This is a genomic window from Pseudonocardia tropica, from assembly GCF_040105315.1.
Lineage (GTDB): Bacteria > Actinomycetota > Actinomycetes > Mycobacteriales > Pseudonocardiaceae > Pseudonocardia > Pseudonocardia alni.
The window spans coordinates 14,344-32,308 of the sequence record NZ_JBEDNP010000008.1 but is presented as its reverse complement, the minus strand read 5'-3'; the positions used below and the strand labels follow the sequence as shown (position 1 = coordinate 32,308).

General features: G+C 68.2%; 15 protein-coding genes. 12 read left to right on the top strand and 3 right to left on the bottom strand.

Annotated elements, in window-relative coordinates:
* The first annotated feature begins 53 nt into the window (after positions 1-53).
* Complete coding sequence (locus WHI96_RS14605; protein ID WP_345646641.1) at positions 54-1,589, top strand: amino acid permease; 1,536 nt, start codon at positions 54-56, stop codon at positions 1,587-1,589.
* Positions 1,590-1,939: 350 nt separating this feature from the next.
* Here WHI96_RS14605 and darG read toward each other — a convergent pair whose 3' ends face one another.
* From darG to WHI96_RS14590, 3 genes are read right to left on the bottom strand one after another with little or no spacing between them, the layout of a single operon-like run.
* Positions 1,940-3,025, bottom strand: a complete 1,086-nt coding sequence (darG, locus tag WHI96_RS14600; protein WP_345646638.1) for a type II toxin-antitoxin system antitoxin DNA ADP-ribosyl glycohydrolase DarG — start codon at positions 3,023-3,025, stop codon at positions 1,940-1,942.
* Between the two features lie 15 nt (positions 3,026-3,040).
* Positions 3,041-3,700 (bottom strand): type II toxin-antitoxin system toxin DNA ADP-ribosyl transferase DarT, encoded by a 660-nt coding sequence (gene darT, locus WHI96_RS14595; RefSeq protein ID WP_345646635.1) that lies wholly within the window; start codon positions 3,698-3,700, stop codon positions 3,041-3,043.
* Between the two features lie 7 nt (positions 3,701-3,707).
* Positions 3,708-3,968, bottom strand: coding sequence for a hypothetical protein (locus tag WHI96_RS14590; RefSeq protein WP_345646632.1), 261 nt, complete (start codon positions 3,966-3,968; stop codon positions 3,708-3,710).
* A gap of 109 nt (positions 3,969-4,077) precedes the next feature.
* On the opposite strand from WHI96_RS14590, the gene WHI96_RS14585 reads away from it, so the two are divergent.
* The 11 genes from WHI96_RS14585 to WHI96_RS14535 all read left to right on the top strand — a co-directional run bounded on the left by WHI96_RS14585 (position 4,078) and on the right by WHI96_RS14535 (position 17,938).
* The gene (locus tag WHI96_RS14585; RefSeq protein WP_345646629.1) at positions 4,078-5,787 is read left to right on the top strand and encodes an N-6 DNA methylase; all 1,710 of its coding nucleotides are present in this window, start codon (positions 4,078-4,080) and stop codon (positions 5,785-5,787) included.
* The gene (locus WHI96_RS14580; RefSeq protein WP_345646626.1) at positions 5,784-7,754 is read left to right on the top strand and encodes a type I restriction-modification system subunit M; all 1,971 of its coding nucleotides are present in this window, start codon (positions 5,784-5,786) and stop codon (positions 7,752-7,754) included. The genes WHI96_RS14585 and WHI96_RS14580 overlap by 4 nt, the downstream gene beginning before the upstream one ends.
* Positions 7,755-7,945: 191 nt before the next feature.
* On the top strand, positions 7,946-8,998 hold the full coding sequence (locus tag WHI96_RS14575) for a restriction endonuclease subunit S domain-containing protein (RefSeq protein WP_349302391.1): 1,053 nt from the start codon (positions 7,946-7,948) through the stop codon (positions 8,996-8,998).
* Complete coding sequence (locus WHI96_RS14570) at positions 8,995-12,126, top strand: type I restriction endonuclease subunit R (RefSeq protein WP_345646620.1); 3,132 nt, start codon at positions 8,995-8,997, stop codon at positions 12,124-12,126. The genes WHI96_RS14575 and WHI96_RS14570 overlap by 4 nt, the downstream gene beginning before the upstream one ends.
* Positions 12,123-13,148 carry a virulence RhuM family protein gene (locus tag WHI96_RS14565; protein ID WP_345646617.1) on the top strand — a complete coding sequence of 342 codons (1,026 nt, stop codon included), beginning with the start codon at positions 12,123-12,125 and terminating at the stop codon, positions 13,146-13,148. The genes WHI96_RS14570 and WHI96_RS14565 overlap by 4 nt, the downstream gene beginning before the upstream one ends.
* A gap of 18 nt (positions 13,149-13,166) precedes the next feature.
* On the top strand, positions 13,167-14,717 hold the full coding sequence (locus WHI96_RS14560) for a protein kinase domain-containing protein (RefSeq protein ID WP_345646615.1): 1,551 nt from the start codon (positions 13,167-13,169) through the stop codon (positions 14,715-14,717).
* A gap of 605 nt (positions 14,718-15,322) precedes the next feature.
* Positions 15,323-15,478: a hypothetical protein gene (locus WHI96_RS14555; RefSeq protein ID WP_345646613.1), complete on the top strand. Its 156-nt coding sequence runs from the start codon at positions 15,323-15,325 to the stop codon at positions 15,476-15,478.
* Positions 15,479-15,484: 6 nt separating this feature from the next.
* Positions 15,485-15,886 carry a hypothetical protein gene (locus WHI96_RS14550; RefSeq protein WP_345646610.1) on the top strand — a complete coding sequence of 134 codons (402 nt, stop codon included), beginning with the start codon at positions 15,485-15,487 and terminating at the stop codon, positions 15,884-15,886.
* Positions 15,883-16,557 carry a hypothetical protein gene (locus tag WHI96_RS14545; RefSeq protein ID WP_345646607.1) on the top strand — a complete coding sequence of 225 codons (675 nt, stop codon included), beginning with the start codon at positions 15,883-15,885 and terminating at the stop codon, positions 16,555-16,557. The genes WHI96_RS14550 and WHI96_RS14545 overlap by 4 nt, the downstream gene beginning before the upstream one ends.
* Positions 16,558-16,610: 53 nt before the next feature.
* Positions 16,611-17,381, top strand: coding sequence for a hypothetical protein (locus WHI96_RS14540; RefSeq protein WP_345646604.1), 771 nt, complete (start codon positions 16,611-16,613; stop codon positions 17,379-17,381).
* 125 nt (positions 17,382-17,506) lie between these two features.
* Positions 17,507-17,938: a hypothetical protein gene (locus WHI96_RS14535; protein ID WP_345646601.1), complete on the top strand. Its 432-nt coding sequence runs from the start codon at positions 17,507-17,509 to the stop codon at positions 17,936-17,938.
* Positions 17,939-17,965: the final 27 nt, after the last annotated feature.

The following is a 17,965-nucleotide window of genomic DNA, read 5'->3' as shown; positions in this document are numbered from 1 at the left end:
TCCGGCCCCGGACGCGTGACGCAGGCCGCAACGCGGTCGTAGTTTCACCGCCCATGACGGTCACGAGCCGTGGTGGCGGCATGTTCCGCACCAAGACGGTCGAGCAATCCATCCGGGACACCGACGAACCGGACACCCGGCTGAAGAAGGACCTGGGGACGATCGACCTGATCGTCTTCGGGGTCGCGGTGGTCATCGGCGCCGGCATCTTCACCCTGGCCGCCAGCACGGCCGGCAACATCGCGGGGCCCGCGGTGTCGCTGTCGTTCGTGCTGGCCGCGGTGGCCTGCGGGCTGGCCGCGCTCTGCTACGCGGAGTTCGCCTCGACGGTGCCGGTCGCCGGCAGCGCCTACACCTTCTCCTACGCCACCCTCGGCGAGTTCATCGCCTGGATCATCGGCTGGGACCTGGTCCTGGAGTTCGCGGTCGGCTCGGCCTACGTGTCGAAGGGCTGGTCGGAGTACCTCGCACAGACCCTCGGCCTGATCGGCATCGAGGTGTCGACCTCGTTCGAGCTGGGGAGCTTCTTCTCCTTCGACTGGGGCGCGCTGCTGCTCGTCGTCGTCCTGGCGTTCCTGCTCTACCGCGGCACGAAGCTGTCCAGCCGGGTCAGCCTGGTGATCACCACGATCAAGGTCGCGATCGTGCTGTTCGTGATCATCCTGGGCGCGTTCTTCATCAACGCGGCGAACTACACGCCGTTCGTCCCGGAGCCCACGCCCGGCACCGTCGAGACCGGCACCGGCATCCAGCAGTCGCTGCTGTCGTTCTTCGGGGGCGCCTCGTCGAGCGTCTTCGGTGTCTACGGCGTGTTCGCCGCCGCCGCGATCGTGTTCTTCGCCTTCATCGGCTTCGACGCCGTCGCCACGACCGCGGAGGAGACCAGGAACCCGTCGAAGGCGCTGCCGCGCGGCATTCTCGGCTCGCTCGCGATCGTCACCGTGCTCTACGTCGCCGTCGCGCTCGTGATCACCGGCATGGTGCCCTACACCGACCTGGCCACGAAGCCCGACGGCACCCGCGCCACGCTGGCCACGGCGTTCGCCTCGCTCGGCATCAACTGGGCGGCGACGATCATCGCCGTCGGCGCGCTGCTCGGCCTCACCACGGTCGTCATGGTGCTGATGCTCGGCCAGATCCGTGTCATCTTCGCGATGTCGCGCGACGGGCTGCTGCCGACCGCGCTGGCCAAGACCAACCGCTTCGGCACCCCGGGGCGCGCCACCTGGCTGATCGGCGTCGTCATCGCCCTGGTCGCGACGTTCTTCCCGGCCCAGGACCTCGAGCAGATGGTCAACATCGGCACGCTCTTCGCCTTCGTGCTGGTCTCGATCGGCGTGGTGATCCTGCGCCGGACCCGGCCGGACCTGCCGCGCGGCTTCCGCACCCCGCTGGTGCCGCTCGTGCCGATCCTGGCCGTGCTCGCCTGCGTCTGGCTGATGCTGAACCTGTCGGTGGAGACCTGGCTGCGGTTCGTCATCTGGATGGTCGTCGGCGTGATCGTGTACTTCTCCTACTCGCGGAGGAATTCGATCCTCGGCCGTCGCGAGCGCGGCGACCTGCCCGCCCAGGCGACGTCATCCGGCTGACCCACCCCCGGCGACGGCGGCGTACCCGGCTCCCGGGTGCGCCGCCGCTCCGTTTCGGCCCCGCGGTGCCGAGCAGCTGGGGTGGCTGTCTCGACACGGTGAGGGGAGCATCGGGATCCCGGTGCCGGAGGCGGTCGCGTTCCGCGGAACGCGTGTCGGACCAAGGCGCGGAAGGTGCGACCGACCAGGTCGCCGGCGATGGCGACGACCCGGGACCCGGGCGGCCCGCAGAACCAGGCCGAGCAACGAAGCCACGGCGGCCGACCGGTATGCCATCATCGCACCCCGATCACTGCGAGGGGATCCAGCCATCGCGCCCGGGACGCGCGCCGGGTCCGAACGCGGGCCGGTCAGACGTCGTGCCGGTCGAGCCATCCGGTGGCCGACAGATGGCACCATGCGGCTGTCACATGCTGATCGGGGAACGTGGCTGCCTTGCGCTTGTTCCACGCGTGAACGTAGGTCGTCGCACGGGCCGGGTCGGTGCGGACCGCGTCGTCGTGGTGAGCGGCGAACAGCACGGTCGCGAGCAGCTCCATGCCGTAGGCACTCTCCCAGCCCCGGACCAGCGCCAGGACCTCGTCGACCGACTCGTTCACATCGGGCCGGTGCTCCCGCAGCCAGTTCCGCGCCTCGTCCTCGGCACCGTCCACGACCTCGATGGGATCCAGCGCCAGTACCGCGCGGCTCCGATCCCCGTAGCCGCGCAGGTAGTGGCCCTCCAGGGTCTGCATTACCGGGTTGAGGTTCTCCGCGTACGGCCCGTAGCGGCCCTTGCGGTAGTCGAGCCGCAACGGCTGCCCGGCCGTCTGCAGCAGGTACATCACCTTCTGGATCTCCAGCAATGAGGCGCCGGGCCGCACCAGGTCGAACCTCTCCCGCATTGCTGCGCGGGCGTACTCGGCGACCACGGCAACGAGGGCGGCGCGGCCGAACGTCAGGGCGGGTCGCCGGGTGGCGATCACCATCTGGCGGGCCGGCGGAGCGTCGGCCGGCGGGTGGACGATCACCTCCATGTCGAGCGGGCCGAGTGTGTCCTCGATCAGCGGCCGGACGTCGTCCCACCTCAATCCGCCGTTCCCACAGCCGAGTGCCGGTAGTGCGATGCTGGCGATCTCGAGATCGCCGAGCACACGAACGAGGTCGTTCAGTCCGTCCCGGACGTCCGAGAGCTGTGAGGCCGAGCGCCAGTGGCCCTTCGTCGGGAAGTTGACGATGTAGCGCCTCGGACCGAGCTGTCCGCTGTCCCAGACGAACATCCGTCCCAGTCGCACCTCGCCGCGGTGGCAGGCCGCTCGGTAGGCCTTGTAGTTCGCGGGGAAGGCCTGCTTGAACTGGAGGGCGACCCCCTTGCCCATCACACCGACGGTGTTGACCGTGTTGACGAGGGCCTCGACGTCGTCCTGGAGTAGGTTCCCGTGGCCGAACTCGATCATCGGTCCTCCTCTCGGCTATCGGAACTTCGCCCCAACGTAGTACCACTCGGGTCTGACAACGACGGGTCGTTCCGCGCCTGCGTCGGCGAGGACACCCTGGACGTGGGTCGCCATCGTGGGCGTCCGCACGACCACCTGGAGCACGTGGGACCACGGCATCCACGTGTGGACGAGGAACTCGGCCGCCCGGCGCGTCGGTCGGCTCGGATCCTCGGCTGTCATGCTCCACATGCGGGCGTACTGCAAGGGCCAGTCGATCCGGCCGTCCAACTCGCGGAGATCGTCGAAGTACTCGGTGAGGTGCGCACCGCAGTTGCCGTTGCTGAACACCCAGGGCCGGCCCGAGTGGAGGGCTGCGCCGATCGTGCTGCGCAGATAGACCAGCGGGTCCTGCCCGTCCTGGTAGTGCGACACCCCACCGCGGGCGATCCGATAGAGCATCGGGGACCGCGGCGCGAAGTAGAAGGGGACGTAGTCGCACGGGTGTCCTCCGGGGCCGCAGGTCACCACCAGCCGGCGCCGGTCGTCCTTGATGTCGCGATCACCGACCTCCCGTCGTAGGTGGTCGCCGACGGCGGAGTCCGCGAGCAGCCGACCCTGATCGAGGATCGCCGGCAGGTTGCCGACATGGGTGAAGTGCAGGATGTCGCGGTCGGCTGGGGCGGGGAGCTGCATGCGTCCCTCACGCCTCCCGTGGACTGCGCGGAGCGGGGACGACGGGTGTCCAGGCCCGGCGGGAGGTCAGATGCCAGCCCCTGCAGACGGGGCATGCGTAGGACCGGACCGGGTCGCGGTACCGGGCGGCACCGGAGCACCGGATCCGGGCGAGGGCGAGGTCGGCCGCGATCCGGTCGCGGAAGCGGCGCTTCCCGCAGGACCGCTCCCGCACGACCCGGGGGTGCAGGGCGCGTTCTGCGGCGAGGGCGAGACGGTGGTGGCGCACGACGGACCTCCCGGTGGTGGACGTGGGCAGACCGTAGCCAAGCTGTGTGCGTTTGTCACGCTGTTCACAGAGTTGTCATGGATTGGTGTGAACGCTAGGCTCGTGGACCATGAGCACTGACGCGGACGATCTCGTGACGGCCGCCGCCGTCGCGCGCCGGGCCGGGGTGGGTCGGGCCGCCGTGTCCAACTGGCGGAAGCGTCACGACGACTTCCCCCGCCCCCGGGACGGGTTGTACTCCTGGCCGGAGGTACTGCGATGGCTGCGGGCGACGGGCAAGGCGGACCAGCTCGCCGTCGCCGGGCAGACCGACACAGGCACCCAGCGGCTCGACGGCGTCGTGGCCGGTTCGATCGCAGGAGTCGCCGTCGTCCCTCAGGAGCGGGCCGTCGACGGCCTCGGCGACCACGAGCTGCTGGCTCGGACGATGGCCGCGCTCCTCCCGTTCCCCGACGATCTCGGCGACCCCGAAGCAGGTGGCACCCCCGACACCGGCGAGCCCCCTGTCGTACTGGACCCGTCGTGTGCCGGCGGGCTGCTGCTCGCCGCCGTCGCGGACCGCTTCGGCGATCATGTCGTACTGGTCGGCCACGAGGGCGACGAGGCGGTGGCGCGGACGGCGGCCGACCGACTCCGCGCCCACCCGCACGCCCCGCCCTACGCGGTCCTGTCCGCAGAGCCCGGTGGCGACGACCGGCTCGCCCCGTACCGGGGCCGGGCCGCCGGCGTCCTGTGCACGGGGCCCGCGCTGACCCGGTCCGCCCCCCGGCCGACCGGTGGCCGCGACGACACACCGCGGCACGACCTCGGCTGGATCGGCTACGTCCTGTCCCTCCTGCGCCCCCGGGGAACGGCCGTGGTCGCGGTCCCACCGACGGTCGCCGCCCTGGGCTCCGGGCGTGATCTGCGTGCCGAGCTGGTCCGGAGCGGGACATTGCGGACGGTGGTCGCTCTCCCGGCGACCTTGACCGGTGCGACCGGGTCGACGCTACACCTCTGGGTCCTGCGTCGGCCCCCGGTCGACGACCGTCCGGTCCGGATGGTCGCGCTCGACCACCTCGCCGACCCGGCCGATCTGCCGACCGACGACCGCGGGTGGGAGCGCCTGATCGCCGATGCGGATCCGGAGCGGGTCCGCGCGGTCGCCCGTCTGGATCTCCTCGACGGCGGCGTCGACCTGTCGCCGCGCCGACACGTCGCCGACGTCGGGGTCGCACCTGCCGACGAGCTCAACGACATCGTGCGACGACTGCGTGCCGCATTCGGCGGTGTGAGCGACGCGATCCCCGACCCCGTGGGTTCCCCCGGGAACCGGGAGCGGCCGACGGTCACGATCGCCGAACTCGAACGGGCCGGGGCACTACGCGTCCGCGCACGGGACACCACGCCGCGGGCCGGGGACGTGCTGCTGCGGGTTCTCGGGCGCCCACCGGTCGTCGCGAACGGTACGGCCGACGACGACCGCGGCGTCGCACAGGTCGTGGAGATCGCGCCCGGGAAGCTCGACGCACACTTCCTCGCGCTGTTCCTGCGGGCCGAGGTCGCCGGACTCCCGGTGTCCAACACCCACGGCGCGATCAGCCGGGACGACCTGCGCCGGTGCCGGATCCCCCGGATGCCGCCGGCCGAGCAGCGCCGCTACGGCGCCCACTTCCGCCACGTCGTCGACCTGCAGGCCGCCATGGCCGCGCTGGCCGGTCTCGGGCAGGGGGTGCTGGAGCAGACACTGCACGGACTGACCATCGGAGCCCTGCTGCCCACCGTCACCACGCACCGCGAGAACATCGCCACCGAACCGAGCGAAAGCGAGACCCCGTGACCTCCGGACTCACCTTCACCGACATGCCGGGCGCCATCTGGAAGGTGGCCGACCTCCTGCGCGGCGACTACAAGCGCCATGAGTACGGCGGGGTGATCCTGCCGTTCACACTGCTGCGCCGGCTCGACGCGCAGCTGGCCCCGACGCGGGCGAAGGTCCGCGAGCGCGACGCGCAGCTGGGGGACATGCGGAACAAGCGGCCGCTGCTGGAGCGGGCGGCCGGGCTGCCCTACTACAACGTCTCGCAGCAGGACTTCACCACGATGTCCGGTGACGCGACCGGGGTCGCGAAGAACGTGCGCGACTACGTGAACGGGTTCTCCGACAACATCCGGCAGATCCTGGCCGCGTTCGACTTCGACAACGAGATCACCAAGCTCGCCGGCAACAAGCTCCTGTACAAGGTCGTCGCGAAGTTCAACGAGTTCGAGGGTCTGGAGAAGCTCGACAGCCACGAGATGGGCTACGTCTTCGAGCATCTGATCCGCAAGTTCGCGGAGGACTCCAACGAGACGGCAGGGGAGCACTTCACCCCGCGCGAGGTCATCCGGCTCATGGTGAACCTGCTGTTCGCCCCGGACGACCGGATCAGCGAGGAGGGGCAGGTCATCAACATCCTGGATCCGGCCTGCGGCACCGGCGGCATGCTCACCGCCGCCGACGAGGCGATCCGGTCGATGAACCCCCGCGCCGAGGTCTACCTCTACGGCCAGGAGGTCAATCCCGAGTCGTGGGCGATCGGCCAGTCCGACATGCTGATGAGCAGCCATCGCGGCGAGATCGCGCTGGCCAACACCTTCTCCGATCCGGCGTACGGCGACCGGAAGTTCGACTACATGCTGGCGAACCCGCCGTTCGGCGTGGAGTGGAAGAAGGTCAAGGACGACGTCGAGAACGAGGCCGAGCTCGGCCCCGCCGGTCGTTTCGGGGCGGGGCTGCCCCGGATCAACGACGGCTCGTTCCTGTTCCTGCAGCACATGATCTCGAAGATGGAGCCCGCCGACGGCAAGGGCTCACGGCTCGCGATCGTGTTCAACGGGTCGCCGCTGTTCACCGGGGCCGCCGGTTCGGGTGAGTCGAGGATCCGGCAGTGGATCCTGGAGAGCGATCTGCTCGAAGGGATCGTCGCGCTGCCCGACCAGCTCTTCTACAACACCGGGATCTCCACCTACTTCTGGATCCTGTCCAACCGCAAGCGCCCTGCGCTGAAGGACAAGGTCATCCTGCTCGACGCCCGGGACCAGTGGGTGAAGATGCGCAAGTCCCTGGGGGACAAGCGCAAGGAGATCAGCGCCGACCAGATCAAGCACGTCACCGAGCTGTACGACAAAGCCGTCGACGTCGCCGCCGATCCTGAACACCCCGACCACGCCAAGGTGAAGATCTTCGGCACCCGCGAGTTCGGGTACCAGCGGATCACCGTGGAGCGGCCGCTGCGGCAGCGGTTTGAGATCACCGAGGACACCCTCGTTGCACTGGAGTATGCGAAGCCGCTCGCGAAGTGGGCGGACCGCGACGAGTTCATCGAAGCGCTGCGCGGGCACGTCGGGACGGTGTGGGCGACGAAGAAGGAGGCCGGGATCGGGCTGCGGGACATCCTCGCCGGGACCGGGATTCTGTGCCCGAGCACGCAGTCGATCCTGAAGGGGATCTGGGGTGCGGTCGCGGTGTCGGATCCGGAGGGGGAGTACCAGCTCGTCAAGGGAGAGCGGGTGCCGGATCCGGATCTGCGGGACTATGAGAACGTGCCGCTGAACGAAGATCTCGACCGGTATTTTCAGCGAGAGGTCGTTGCCCACGTTGCAGATGCGTGGATCGACCACGAGAAGACAAGAATCGGTTTCGAAATTCCGTTCACGCGAACGTTCTACGTTCGCAGTGATCCACGACTACTTGCGGAAATTGACGCCGACCTGAAGTTCCTGGAAGCCCGGATTCAGGGCCTCCTCGGTGAGGTAGCAGGATGATTCAGGAAGGCGAAGGGGTCCCTCTCTGGGTGCGTGCGCGAGAGGTCAGGCGCACAGTGGATCCAGCTTCACTCGCGGGTGAGGTCGTGCACTACAGTATTCCGGTTGTCGATAAAATCGGAACGGGTCGAGTCGAAATGGCGGCCGATTCAGCATCAGGGAAGCTGTTACTCTCCGGCGGAGAGGTCTTGGTGAGCAAGCTGAATCCTCGAAAGAGTCGAGTCGTGGTCGTTGTTCCGGCCGGGACTCCTATCCTGGCCTCACCTGAGTTCGTAGCAATTGAGCCGGGTCCTGGTTTGGATACGCGATTCCTTGCATACAGTCTGGCGACTGAGCGAGTGCGTGCTACATTAGATGGTCGAGCCCAGTCTGTTACACGAAGCCATCAGCGCGTGGCACCTGAAGATGTGATGCACCTCAAGTTTGTTTTTCCTGACATTGAAGAGCAGCGGAGAGTCGTCTCGTTCCTGGATATCGAGCTGTCGGCTATCGATAAAACCATAAAGATGCGAACTCGTAGTCTCGATCTTTTGCGAGAGCGTCGCGATGCCGCACTTGAACAGTGCGTGACCGACAGTCGGGGAGAACTTGTCGACCCGTTGGTGGGGCGCGTAGGCGCTGACTGGAAGACTATGTCTCTCAGATATGCGATCCGTCGCATCGACGTGGGGGTTGTCGTCAATCCGTCTACGTACTTTGTTGACGAGGGCGTCCCCTTCATTCATGGATTCAATGTTCGATCTGGTTTCATTGATCGCGCGGGGATGAAGTTCCTCTCTGAGCAAAGCAATTTCGAACTCCGGCGGTCGCAGGTTTCCTTCGGGGATGTGCTGGTGGTCAGGGTAGGGGCCCCTGGCCGCGCCGCCGTCGTGACGGATGATCTCGATGGTGCGAACTGTGCTTCAGTGCTGGTTCTGCGGCGATCGAGCGCAGTCGTCCCCGAGTATCTTGCTGCGGTAATGAATGGTTCTCCTGGTCGCGGTCAGGTGCGCTTCTCGCAGTATGGCGCCGCTCAGGAAGTGATCAGTGCTGCACAGGTGGCTAGTTTCAGAATATCGCTTCCATGTGAATCGGAGCAGATTGATCGGGTTGATCGACTGAAGGCTGAGAATGCCATGATCGAAACGGCGACGAGCCTGATCGAGGAGCAGATCGAGTTGCTCGGCGAGCGGAGACAAGGCCTCATCACCGCTGCGATGACCGGGCAGATTGACGTCGCAACGGCGCGAGGTGTCGACGTATGAATCCCGGCGCCCACACCGAGCTGGCGTTCGAGGACGCCGTCGAACACGAGTTGACCACCCACGCCGGCTGGTCCCAGGCGTCGAAGGGCTTCTACCGTCCCGACCTCGGCCTGGACACGGGCGCGCTGTTCGAGTTCATCGCCTCTACCCAGATGAAGGCCTGGAACCGGCTCGTCGACCTCTACGGCGGCGACCAGAACACCGCGCAGCGCAAGTTCGCCGAGCGCGTCGCGATGGAGATCGACTCCCGGGGAACGCTCGACGTGCTACGCCAAGGAGTCAAGGACCGCGGCGTCCAGATCGAACTGTGCTCCTTCCGTCCCGGCCACACCATCGCGAAGGACGCCCTCGCCGAGTACGAGGCGAACGTCCTGACCGTCGCCCGGCAGGTGCACTTCAGTACGAAGCAGGCGACGCTGTCGATCGACGTCGTCCTGCTGGTCAACGGCCTGCCCACCGCGACGATCGAGCTGAAGAACCCGAACACGGGCCAGGGTATCGAGCACGCGAAGGCGCAGTACCGCGAGCGCGACCCGCGCGAGCTGCTGTTCGCCAAGCGCGCGTTCGTGCACTTCGCCGTCGACCCCGACCAGGCCGCCGTCGCGACCCGGCTCGCCGGCGGCAGCACCCGGTTCCTGCCGTTCAACATCGGGACGAACGGGGCCGGGGTCAGTGGCTCGGCGGGCAACCCGCGCCCGCCCGCCGGCGAGTACGCCGTCGCCTACCTGTGGCGCCAGATCTGGCAGCGCGACAACTGGCTGGAGATCATCCAGCGGTTCGTGCACGTCCAGGAGGCCGACACGAGCGGCCGGCGGCTGAACCCGCACACCGCGGACCGGATCTTTCCGCGGTTCCACCAGTGGGACGCGGTCACGAAGATGATCGACCACGCCCGAGTCCACGGTGCCGGGAACAACTACCTGGTCCAGCACTCGGCGGGCTCGGGGAAGTCGAACACCATCGCCTGGCTCGCGCACCGGCTGTCGAACCTGCACGGCGCCGACAACAGGCCGGTGTTCGACAAGACCGTCGTCATCACCGACCGGGTCGTGCTCGACCGGCAGCTGCAGCGCACGATCTACCAGTTCGATCACGTCCCCGGCGTGGTCCGGAAGATCGACGACGACACGACCCAGCTCGCCGACGCGCTCACCGACTCGTCGTCGAAGATCGTCATCTCGACGCTGCAGAAGTACCCGTTCGTCCTGCAGAAGCTCGCCGACGGCAATCTCGGCGACCGCCGCTTCGCCGTCATCATCGACGAGGCGCACACCTCCCAGAGCGGTGACGCCGCCACCCGGCTGAAGCAGGCGCTCGGCTCCAACGCGACGGCCGAGGAGGGGGAGGACCCGGTGGCCGCACTGGCCCGCGCCCGCGGGAAGCAGCCGAACCTGTCGTACTTCGCCTTCACCGCCACCCCGAAGTCGCCGACGCTGAAGACGTTCGGCACGTGGAACGAGCGCGGGATCGACCCCGTCTCGGGCGAGCCCGGCGTCTACGAGCCGTTCCACGTCTACTCGATGCGGCAGGCGATCGAGGAGGGCTACATCCTCGACGTCCTCGCCAACTACCTCACCTACGACACGAAGTGGCGGCTGCGCAACGCCGCCGTCGAACAGCAGTCCGGGACGTCCAACCCCGACGTCGACGAGCGCAAGGCCAAGGCCGCGTTGGTCAAACTCGCCGAGCAGCACCCCACCGCGGTCAAGCAGAAGGCGAGGCTGATCGTCGAGGACTTCCTGGAGTCCGTCGCCCCGCGCCTCGGCGGGCGCGCCAAGGCGATGGTGGTGACCGGCAGTCGTCAGGAGGCGCTGTCGCTCTACCAGGCGATCATCCACTTCATACACAAGGTCGCCGACCGTCCGGACATCGGCGTTCTCGTCGCGTTCTCCGGGAAGCTGACCGACGCCGACTCCGAACTGGAGTACACGGAGGCCCAGCTCAACGGGTTCCCGGAGGCCCGGTTGCCCGAGCGGTTCGCCTACACCCGGGCCGATGACCGTGACGCCGCCGCGCGCGGCCAGGACGAGTACCGGCTGCTCGTCGTCGCCGACAAGTACCAGACGGGCTTCGACCAGCCGCTGCTCTGCGGCATGTACGTCGACAAGCTGCTCACCGGTGTCGCCGCGGTGCAGACGCTGTCCCGGCTCAACCGCACCCACCCGCTCAAGACCCAGGACGACGTCCGCATCCTCGACTTCGCCAACTCCGCCGACGCGATCCAGGAGTCGTTCGCGCCCTGGTTCGAGCGGACGTTGACCACCGAGGGCGACCCCAACCTGCTCTACGACAAGCAGCGCGAGGTGATGGACTTCGGGCTGCTCGACGTCACCGAGATGGAGAATCTGGTCCGGGTGCTGGCCGACGCCCCACCGGGCCGTCAGGCGCCGGCGGCGGAGAAGAAGCTGCACGCGAAGCTGCACGGGTACCTCGTCCCGGCGCTAGACCGGTTCGCCGCGCTCGACACCGACGAGCAGGAGCTGTTCCGCAAGGCCCTCCAGGGCTACGTCAACGCCTACAGCGTGCTCGCCCAGGTCATCGACTGGGGCGATCCCGACCTCGAACGGCTCTACCAGTACGGCCGCCTGCTCCTGCTGCGCCTGCCGGGTCGACCGGTGGTGACCGTCGACATCGGCGACTCCGACCTGACCCACTTCCGGCTGGAGTTCACCGGCGCGCACAACGTGTCGCTGTCCGACGGCGGCGACCACACCGTGCGCGGACACGCCGCCGACGGCGCCACCGCACGGGAGCCGGAGATGGTGCCGCTCGCCGAGGTCATCGCCGAGCTGAACGACCGGTTCGGGCTCGGACTCGGTACCTCCGACCAGGTGCTCGTGTACCAGCAGGTCCTCGGCCTCGTCGCCGACACCGGGATGCAGCAGATCGCCCTGATGAACGACGAGGAGCGCTTCGGTCAGGTCGCCGACGACCGGCTCGACGACATCGTCGCCGAGAACGCCGAGCGCAACACCGACTTCATGAAGCTCTACTTCGACAACGACGAGTTCTCGAAGGCCATCAAGGAGGCGGCCCGCAAGCGCGCCTACCGGATCATCCGCGAGCCGGCGCGCGACGAGGCGCTGTCCGCGCTGCGGGCCGAGATGGAGCGGGAGACCGGCGGGTGATCGAGCCGGGCGGGGAGATCGTCGTCTACCGCGGCGACGACGGCCGGTCGCAAGTTCAGCTGCGGGCAGTGGACGGCACGGTATGGCTGGCGCAGGCCGAGATCGCCGAGCTGTACGGCACGTCAGTCCAGAACATCGGCCAGATCATCGCTCGCGTCCTGGACGACAGCGAGGTGACCGAGGCAACTTTAAACTCTGAGTTGAGAGTTCGAACTGAAGGTTCCAAGCAGGTCAGGCGCCAGGTCAAGGTCTACAACCTCGACATGGTGCTGGCCGTCGGTTATCGGGTGTCGACTCCTCGCGCCGTGCAGTTCCGCCAGTGGGCGACGACCGTCTTGCAGGAGTACCTGGTGAAGGGTTTCGTACTTGACAGCCCGCGCCTCAAGGACCCCGGGGGCTTCGACTACTTCGACGAGCTGCTCGAACAGATCAGGGAGATCCGGGCGTCCGAACGACGCTTCTACCAGAAGGTGTGCGACATCTTCGCCACCAGCGCCGACTACGACAAGCAGGCACGGACCGCTCGCGACTTCTTCGCGACGATCCAGAACAAGCTCGTCCACGCCGTCACCGGTCGGACCGCGGCGGAGCTGGTCGTGGCGCGATGCGATCAGGACGCTCCCAACCTCGGTCTGACGAGCTGGTCGGGAGCCAGAATCCGGAAGAAGGACGTCGATGTCGCCAAGAACTACCTCACCAGGCAGGAGGTCACCCACCTCGACCGGCTCACGACGATGTTCCTCGACTTCGCCGAGAACCGTGCACAGGCACGCCGGACGACGCTGATGGCGGACTGGGTGACGCAGGCGGACCGGTTCTTGGCCTTCAACGAGGAGTCCCTGCTCGAGGGAGTCGGCACCGTGTCACACGAGGACGCCAAGGCCGTCAGTGCCGAGCGCTACGCCGCGTTCGACGCCGGACGGCGTGCACACGAGGCCCGGCATGCACTCCTTCAGGAGGCGGACGACCTGCGGGCGTTGACGGAGATCGAACACGGGAGGGACGATCCCGACCATGCGTGACGGTCTCGCGGAGCGCCCGTGACGGCGGACGATGCGCGGTACTTCGGCGGTCGCTACCGCGTCGACGGCCTGCTCGGTCGGGGCGGCATGGGCCAGGTATTCCACGGCTACGACGAACGTCTCGACCGTCGCGTCGCGATCAAGGTGCTCCGTCAGTCCCGGTCGGTGCCGAATCCGCCGACGACTCCGGAGGAAGCCGAGATCGCCGAGGACCTCGACCGGGACCGCAAGCGGTTCCTGCGCGAGATCCGCACGACCGCACGACTCGAACTCGCCGGTGCCCCCGCCGTCTACGACACCGGCGTCGAACCGGGACCGGACGGCGTCCACGAGCTGTGGGTCGTGATGCAGCTGCTGCACGGGACGACGCTGGAAGCCGTCATCGACGCCGCCGACTTCGACACCGACCCGCCGACGATCGCCTGGGCGGCGGCGATCAGCGCACAGCTCGCGGCCGTGCTCGCCGACGTGCACCGGGTCGACGTCGTGCACCGCGACCTCAAGCCCGCCAACGTCATGCTGGTCGACGGCGGGCTGGTGAAGCTCCTCGACTTCGGCATCGCGATCCTGCGCGGCGCGGGTGCGCTGCCCCGGCTCACCCAGGTCGACCGGACCATCGGCACCCCGCCGTACATGTCGCCCGAGCAGTGTCTCGGCATCGTCGTCACCGCCGCGTCGGACGTGTACTCGCTCGGTTGTCTGCTGGTGGAGATGTTGACCGGCGACCTGCCGTTCCACGGGACCGCGGACAGGCCGCTGCGCGTGCACCATCTCCAGTCGCCCGTGCCGCAGGTGCGTGACCGGCGCCCGGAGATCCCCGAGGAACTCGCCCGGCTCGTCGAGACGATGCTCGCGAAGGAGCCGACCGAACGGCCCACCGCGGCGGAGGTCTACACGGGACTGTTGCCGCACACGGCCGTTCCGGGTGACACCTCGGAGGGCGGGGATCGGGACCCTCTCCGACCGTTCCTCAGCCCGCTGCTGTCCCCGTCGGCCGGCGCGGCCGAACGCGATGAGCTGCCACCGCTCGGTGACGCCGAGTACGAGGAGCTCGTCGGCAACGCGGTGGCGCTCCTGGACGCCGACCAGCCGGACCGGGCCGTCCGCGTGCTGGACGAGGGCGTCGCGCGCAGCGTCGGCCGGCCGTATCACCATCTGCAGTTGCGGCACATGCTCGCGGGCGCACTCGTCGAAGCGGGTCGGTTTTCCCGGGCCGCCCCCCTGCTCGTCGCCGTCGCGCAGGAGTACCGCCGGTTCGAGAAGACCCCGTCGCACATCCTGGTCGATCTGGCGTTCCAGACCGGCTACGCCTACGCCGAACTCGGCCGCGCGGCGGACGCGCTCCCGCACTTGCGTCTGGCCGTGGGGCAGACCGACACCGTCTCCGAACCCGACGTCGTCGACGCGCGGTTTCTCATCGCCCAGCTTCTCGGTGGGCTGGGCGAACACGACCGGGCGATCGAGGAGCTCGACCAGCTGCGATCTCGTCTGGTGGTCCGTGTCGGCGGGGATGCCGCCCAGGTTCAGGCCCTGGACCGTCTGCGGGATCGCCTGCGCGAGATGAGCTGATTGCGGACGGTCTGTGCGACGCGGTCCTCAATGATGCCGTAGTCAGGTGGTCACCGTGATGCACGCTACGCCGGGGCGGGACCGGACACTTCTGTTCGTGATCGTGGGTTGCGATCGTGAACGTCAGCGGCCCAGGTTGGTGATGACGTCCGCGGCGACACCGATTGCCCGGGCACAGGAGCGCTCGACGGCGGCGGGGTCGCCCCCGCGTCCGTCCTCGGCGGTGCCCACGAACACGCGGATGACGAACGGCCGTCGGCGGTGCCGGCGTGGGCGCGCTCCCGTTCGACGCCGAGCGCCTGCTTCCGGGCTTCGGTCAGCGCCGAGCACAGCGCCGCCCCGTCCAGTGCGAGCGGCGCGGGCCGCGGTGGGAACGGTGACGCCGGCTCCGTGAGCCCGGCCGTGCCGCAGCCCACGGGCACCGCCGCGAGCACGACCGTGGGAACCACCCGGGACAGCACCGACGAACCCCACCTCTCGATCATGACGACGAGGCCGGACTCGTGGGCCCGGCCCGGTGTCCGATCGATCACCGACACCACCGGAGGCCGGTTGACGACACGATCCCCCCGAATGATCGACAGCGCGATGAGCAGAGGTGGGACGTGGCGAACGCCGACGAGTACGAGCGGGTACTGGACAAGGGGGAGATCACCGGGCTGGGCTCGCTGAACGGGGCCGAGCGGGAGCTGCTCGCCCGGATGGCGCGGGAGTCCGGCTCCCGGGGCAACCGAGCCCGACGGCTGCTCGACGGGCGCTGAGCGTCGATGAGGACGGTCAAGGCGCGCATCCACGACATCACCTTCACCACTCCGCTGCCGGTTGAGGTGATCAAGCGGGTCTTCCACGAGTACGTGTCGGCGCAGTCACGCAAGGTCGAGCTGGCGCCGTTGGACCCGAACACCAATCCGTTCGAGACGGACCCGACGTTCGCCGCAGTGGCCAGCGTGACGCAGCACTTCGGCGGGTGGGCGGTGCAGATCCACATCGAGGACCTCGGCCCGGTCCGCGACGTGCTGCTCCGCGTCGTCGGGCACACCCCGTTCGACGTGATCATGTGGGTCAGCCTGCGTCACGCGCATCTGCGGTCCAAGGGCATCCCGATCGCGGAGGGCGCCTATCGGCGGCTGCAGGCGGTCGAGGCGGGTTCCTCGCCCGGCCGGGCGTGACCGGCGCCCGGGCGTGGCTGATCGCCGTCGGCCGATCGGCACGACAAACGGCTCCGGCACGGATCAGCAGAGCGTCGAGGTGGACCCGTGTCCTGGTCGCACTGGCGATCGCCTCGTCGCTGATCGTCGGCGGATGCGGTGTCGAGGGGGATCGGACACCGGCTGAGGAACCCGCCGGAGATTCCGGCGCTCAGCAGGGGGATCTCCGCGGGCAGCTGTTCGAGGTGGGTGAGGTCTCGGGGGTGCTGACCACTCCGGAAGACCTCTGCTCGGTCATCGACGCCGCGGCGGCCAGGGATGCACTCGGCTACGGGGGCAGGATCGTGACCGAAGTATTCGAGGACCCGGACAACGTCGAGGCTATTCGAGGCCTCTGTCAATACCGAGCGCCGGACGCGGTGAAGGTCGAAGGCGCCATGGCGGAAGTGACTGTTCCTGGGCGTGGGCCGGACCTCGAGGGATATCGGGCGGCGCTCACGAAGGCCGGTCTCACCTATCAGGATCTCATCGTCATCGGTGCGGATGATGCGCTGTGGATCGACCATCACCACACCGCCCTCGTCCGCTACGGCGACTCCGTCGGACTCGCAGGGAACATCGGCACCAACTCGATGGAACCGGCGGGCCTCGTCCGTCTCGCCGCCATGGCCGCGAAGGCCGGCCGGAACTGAAGGAAGTGGATCGTCCGGCGAGCGACGGCCCGGCGTCCTGGGAAGAGAGGAAGATGATCGTGGCGAAGGTCCGCATCCTCGAGTCGACCGATTCGGTCGGGGCACGGTCGTTCTCGTCTGCGCGTGTCCTGATCGTCGGAGCGATCCTGGTCGTGGCCCTCATCGGTGCTGGGTGTGGTGCGTCCGTTCCCGATCCGCAAGCGAGCCCGCAGAACGTCATCTCGAGTCCGACGGAATCCGACTCGAGCGGTGACTCTTGGGAGAACTCACGCGACGCGGATCCAGTCACCGCGATCGAGTCCCGGTGGGGAGCGGTGCGGCGCACTGACGTCGTGTCCGCCTCCGCCCAAGGCGGCTATCGCGCCGAGGTGACGTTGGAGTGGCACGAGGAGGTACCGGCCACCGATGCCGGTTTCCTCGCTCCCGGATGCGCGGTGAACTTCACCTCGACGCGGCCCGAGGCCTTCGACGACCACACCGTTCGGGTGGTCTCGGTCCTGGTGTCGGTCGACCATCTCGTGTCGAACGGCTTCGCCTGGAAACCGGACAGCGGATTCCCGGTGACCTACGACGACGGCGCCACCAGCCAGTACTTCGACAGAGCCCTGACCTGCGACACCGCGAACAACGGTGCCGAGCGGCTGCCCGGACGGATCTGGTTCGAACCCGGTGCGGACCCGCAGATCATCCAGTTCGTCCGCAGTGCGGAGAAGACACCGGACGACCCGACGGGTTCGGACATCGGGGCGAAGCCCGAGAAGTACTCCGTCGTGGTCGCCGGCTGCGACGGCGGCGACTGCTCGGCGACCTACCGGGAGAGGTGACGATGTCGAGAGCCGGACACGGACCGCTCGCCGTGGTGGCCGTCCTCGTCGGCTTCGTGGCCGCCGGGTGCGGGGCCATGGCCCCGGCGTCACCGCCGGTGTGGGACGGGGCGACCGGTCAGCTGATGAAACCGCTGACCGAACAGCAGCGGCAGCTCGCCCATTCGGCGGCCGCGGCCGACGGTGACGAGCCGCTCCCCGAGGAGGCGGAGGACGGCACGCCTCTCCGTCCAGGACAGGTCACGATGGTTCTGGAGAACCTGCGCGACCCCGACGGCCCGATCGTCGGGGTGCCGATCGTCAATCGCTGCCACACCAGTCCTGCCTACGGTGGGTACACCACCCGGTTCTACAACGTGCAGGCACCGTTCGTCGTGATGGTCGAACGGCCTCCACGCGGCTCGGACTATTGCGACTCGGTCGGGCTCGACGGTGAGTTCGCCCATGGGACGCGTGTCACCGTCTACGACGAGACCGGTGAGGTACTGGAGCGATGGCAGACCACGCGGGCACCGGATTCCGTCACACGACCGTCGGTGACGGCCCGGTTCTGGTGACCCGACCTGCTGACCGGCGGGTCCGGT

Excerpts from the sequence above, each read along its gene's own strand:
- WHI96_RS14605 (WP_345646641.1), top strand. The coding sequence starts at position 54 with ATGACGGTCACGAGCCGTGGTGGCGGCATGTTCCGCACCAAGACGGTC.
- darG (WP_345646638.1), bottom strand. The coding sequence starts at position 3,025 with ATGATCGAGTTCGGCCACGGGAACCTACTCCAGGACGACGTCGAGGCC.
- darT (WP_345646635.1), bottom strand. The coding sequence starts at position 3,700 with ATGCAGCTCCCCGCCCCAGCCGACCGCGACATCCTGCACTTCACCCAT.
- WHI96_RS14585 (WP_345646629.1), top strand. The coding sequence starts at position 4,078 with ATGAGCACTGACGCGGACGATCTCGTGACGGCCGCCGCCGTCGCGCGC.
- WHI96_RS14570 (WP_345646620.1), top strand. The coding sequence starts at position 8,995 with ATGAATCCCGGCGCCCACACCGAGCTGGCGTTCGAGGACGCCGTCGAA.
- WHI96_RS14550 (WP_345646610.1), top strand. The coding sequence starts at position 15,485 with ATGAGGACGGTCAAGGCGCGCATCCACGACATCACCTTCACCACTCCG.
- WHI96_RS14540 (WP_345646604.1), top strand. The coding sequence starts at position 16,611 with ATGATCGTGGCGAAGGTCCGCATCCTCGAGTCGACCGATTCGGTCGGG.
- WHI96_RS14535 (WP_345646601.1), top strand. The coding sequence starts at position 17,507 with ATGAAACCGCTGACCGAACAGCAGCGGCAGCTCGCCCATTCGGCGGCC.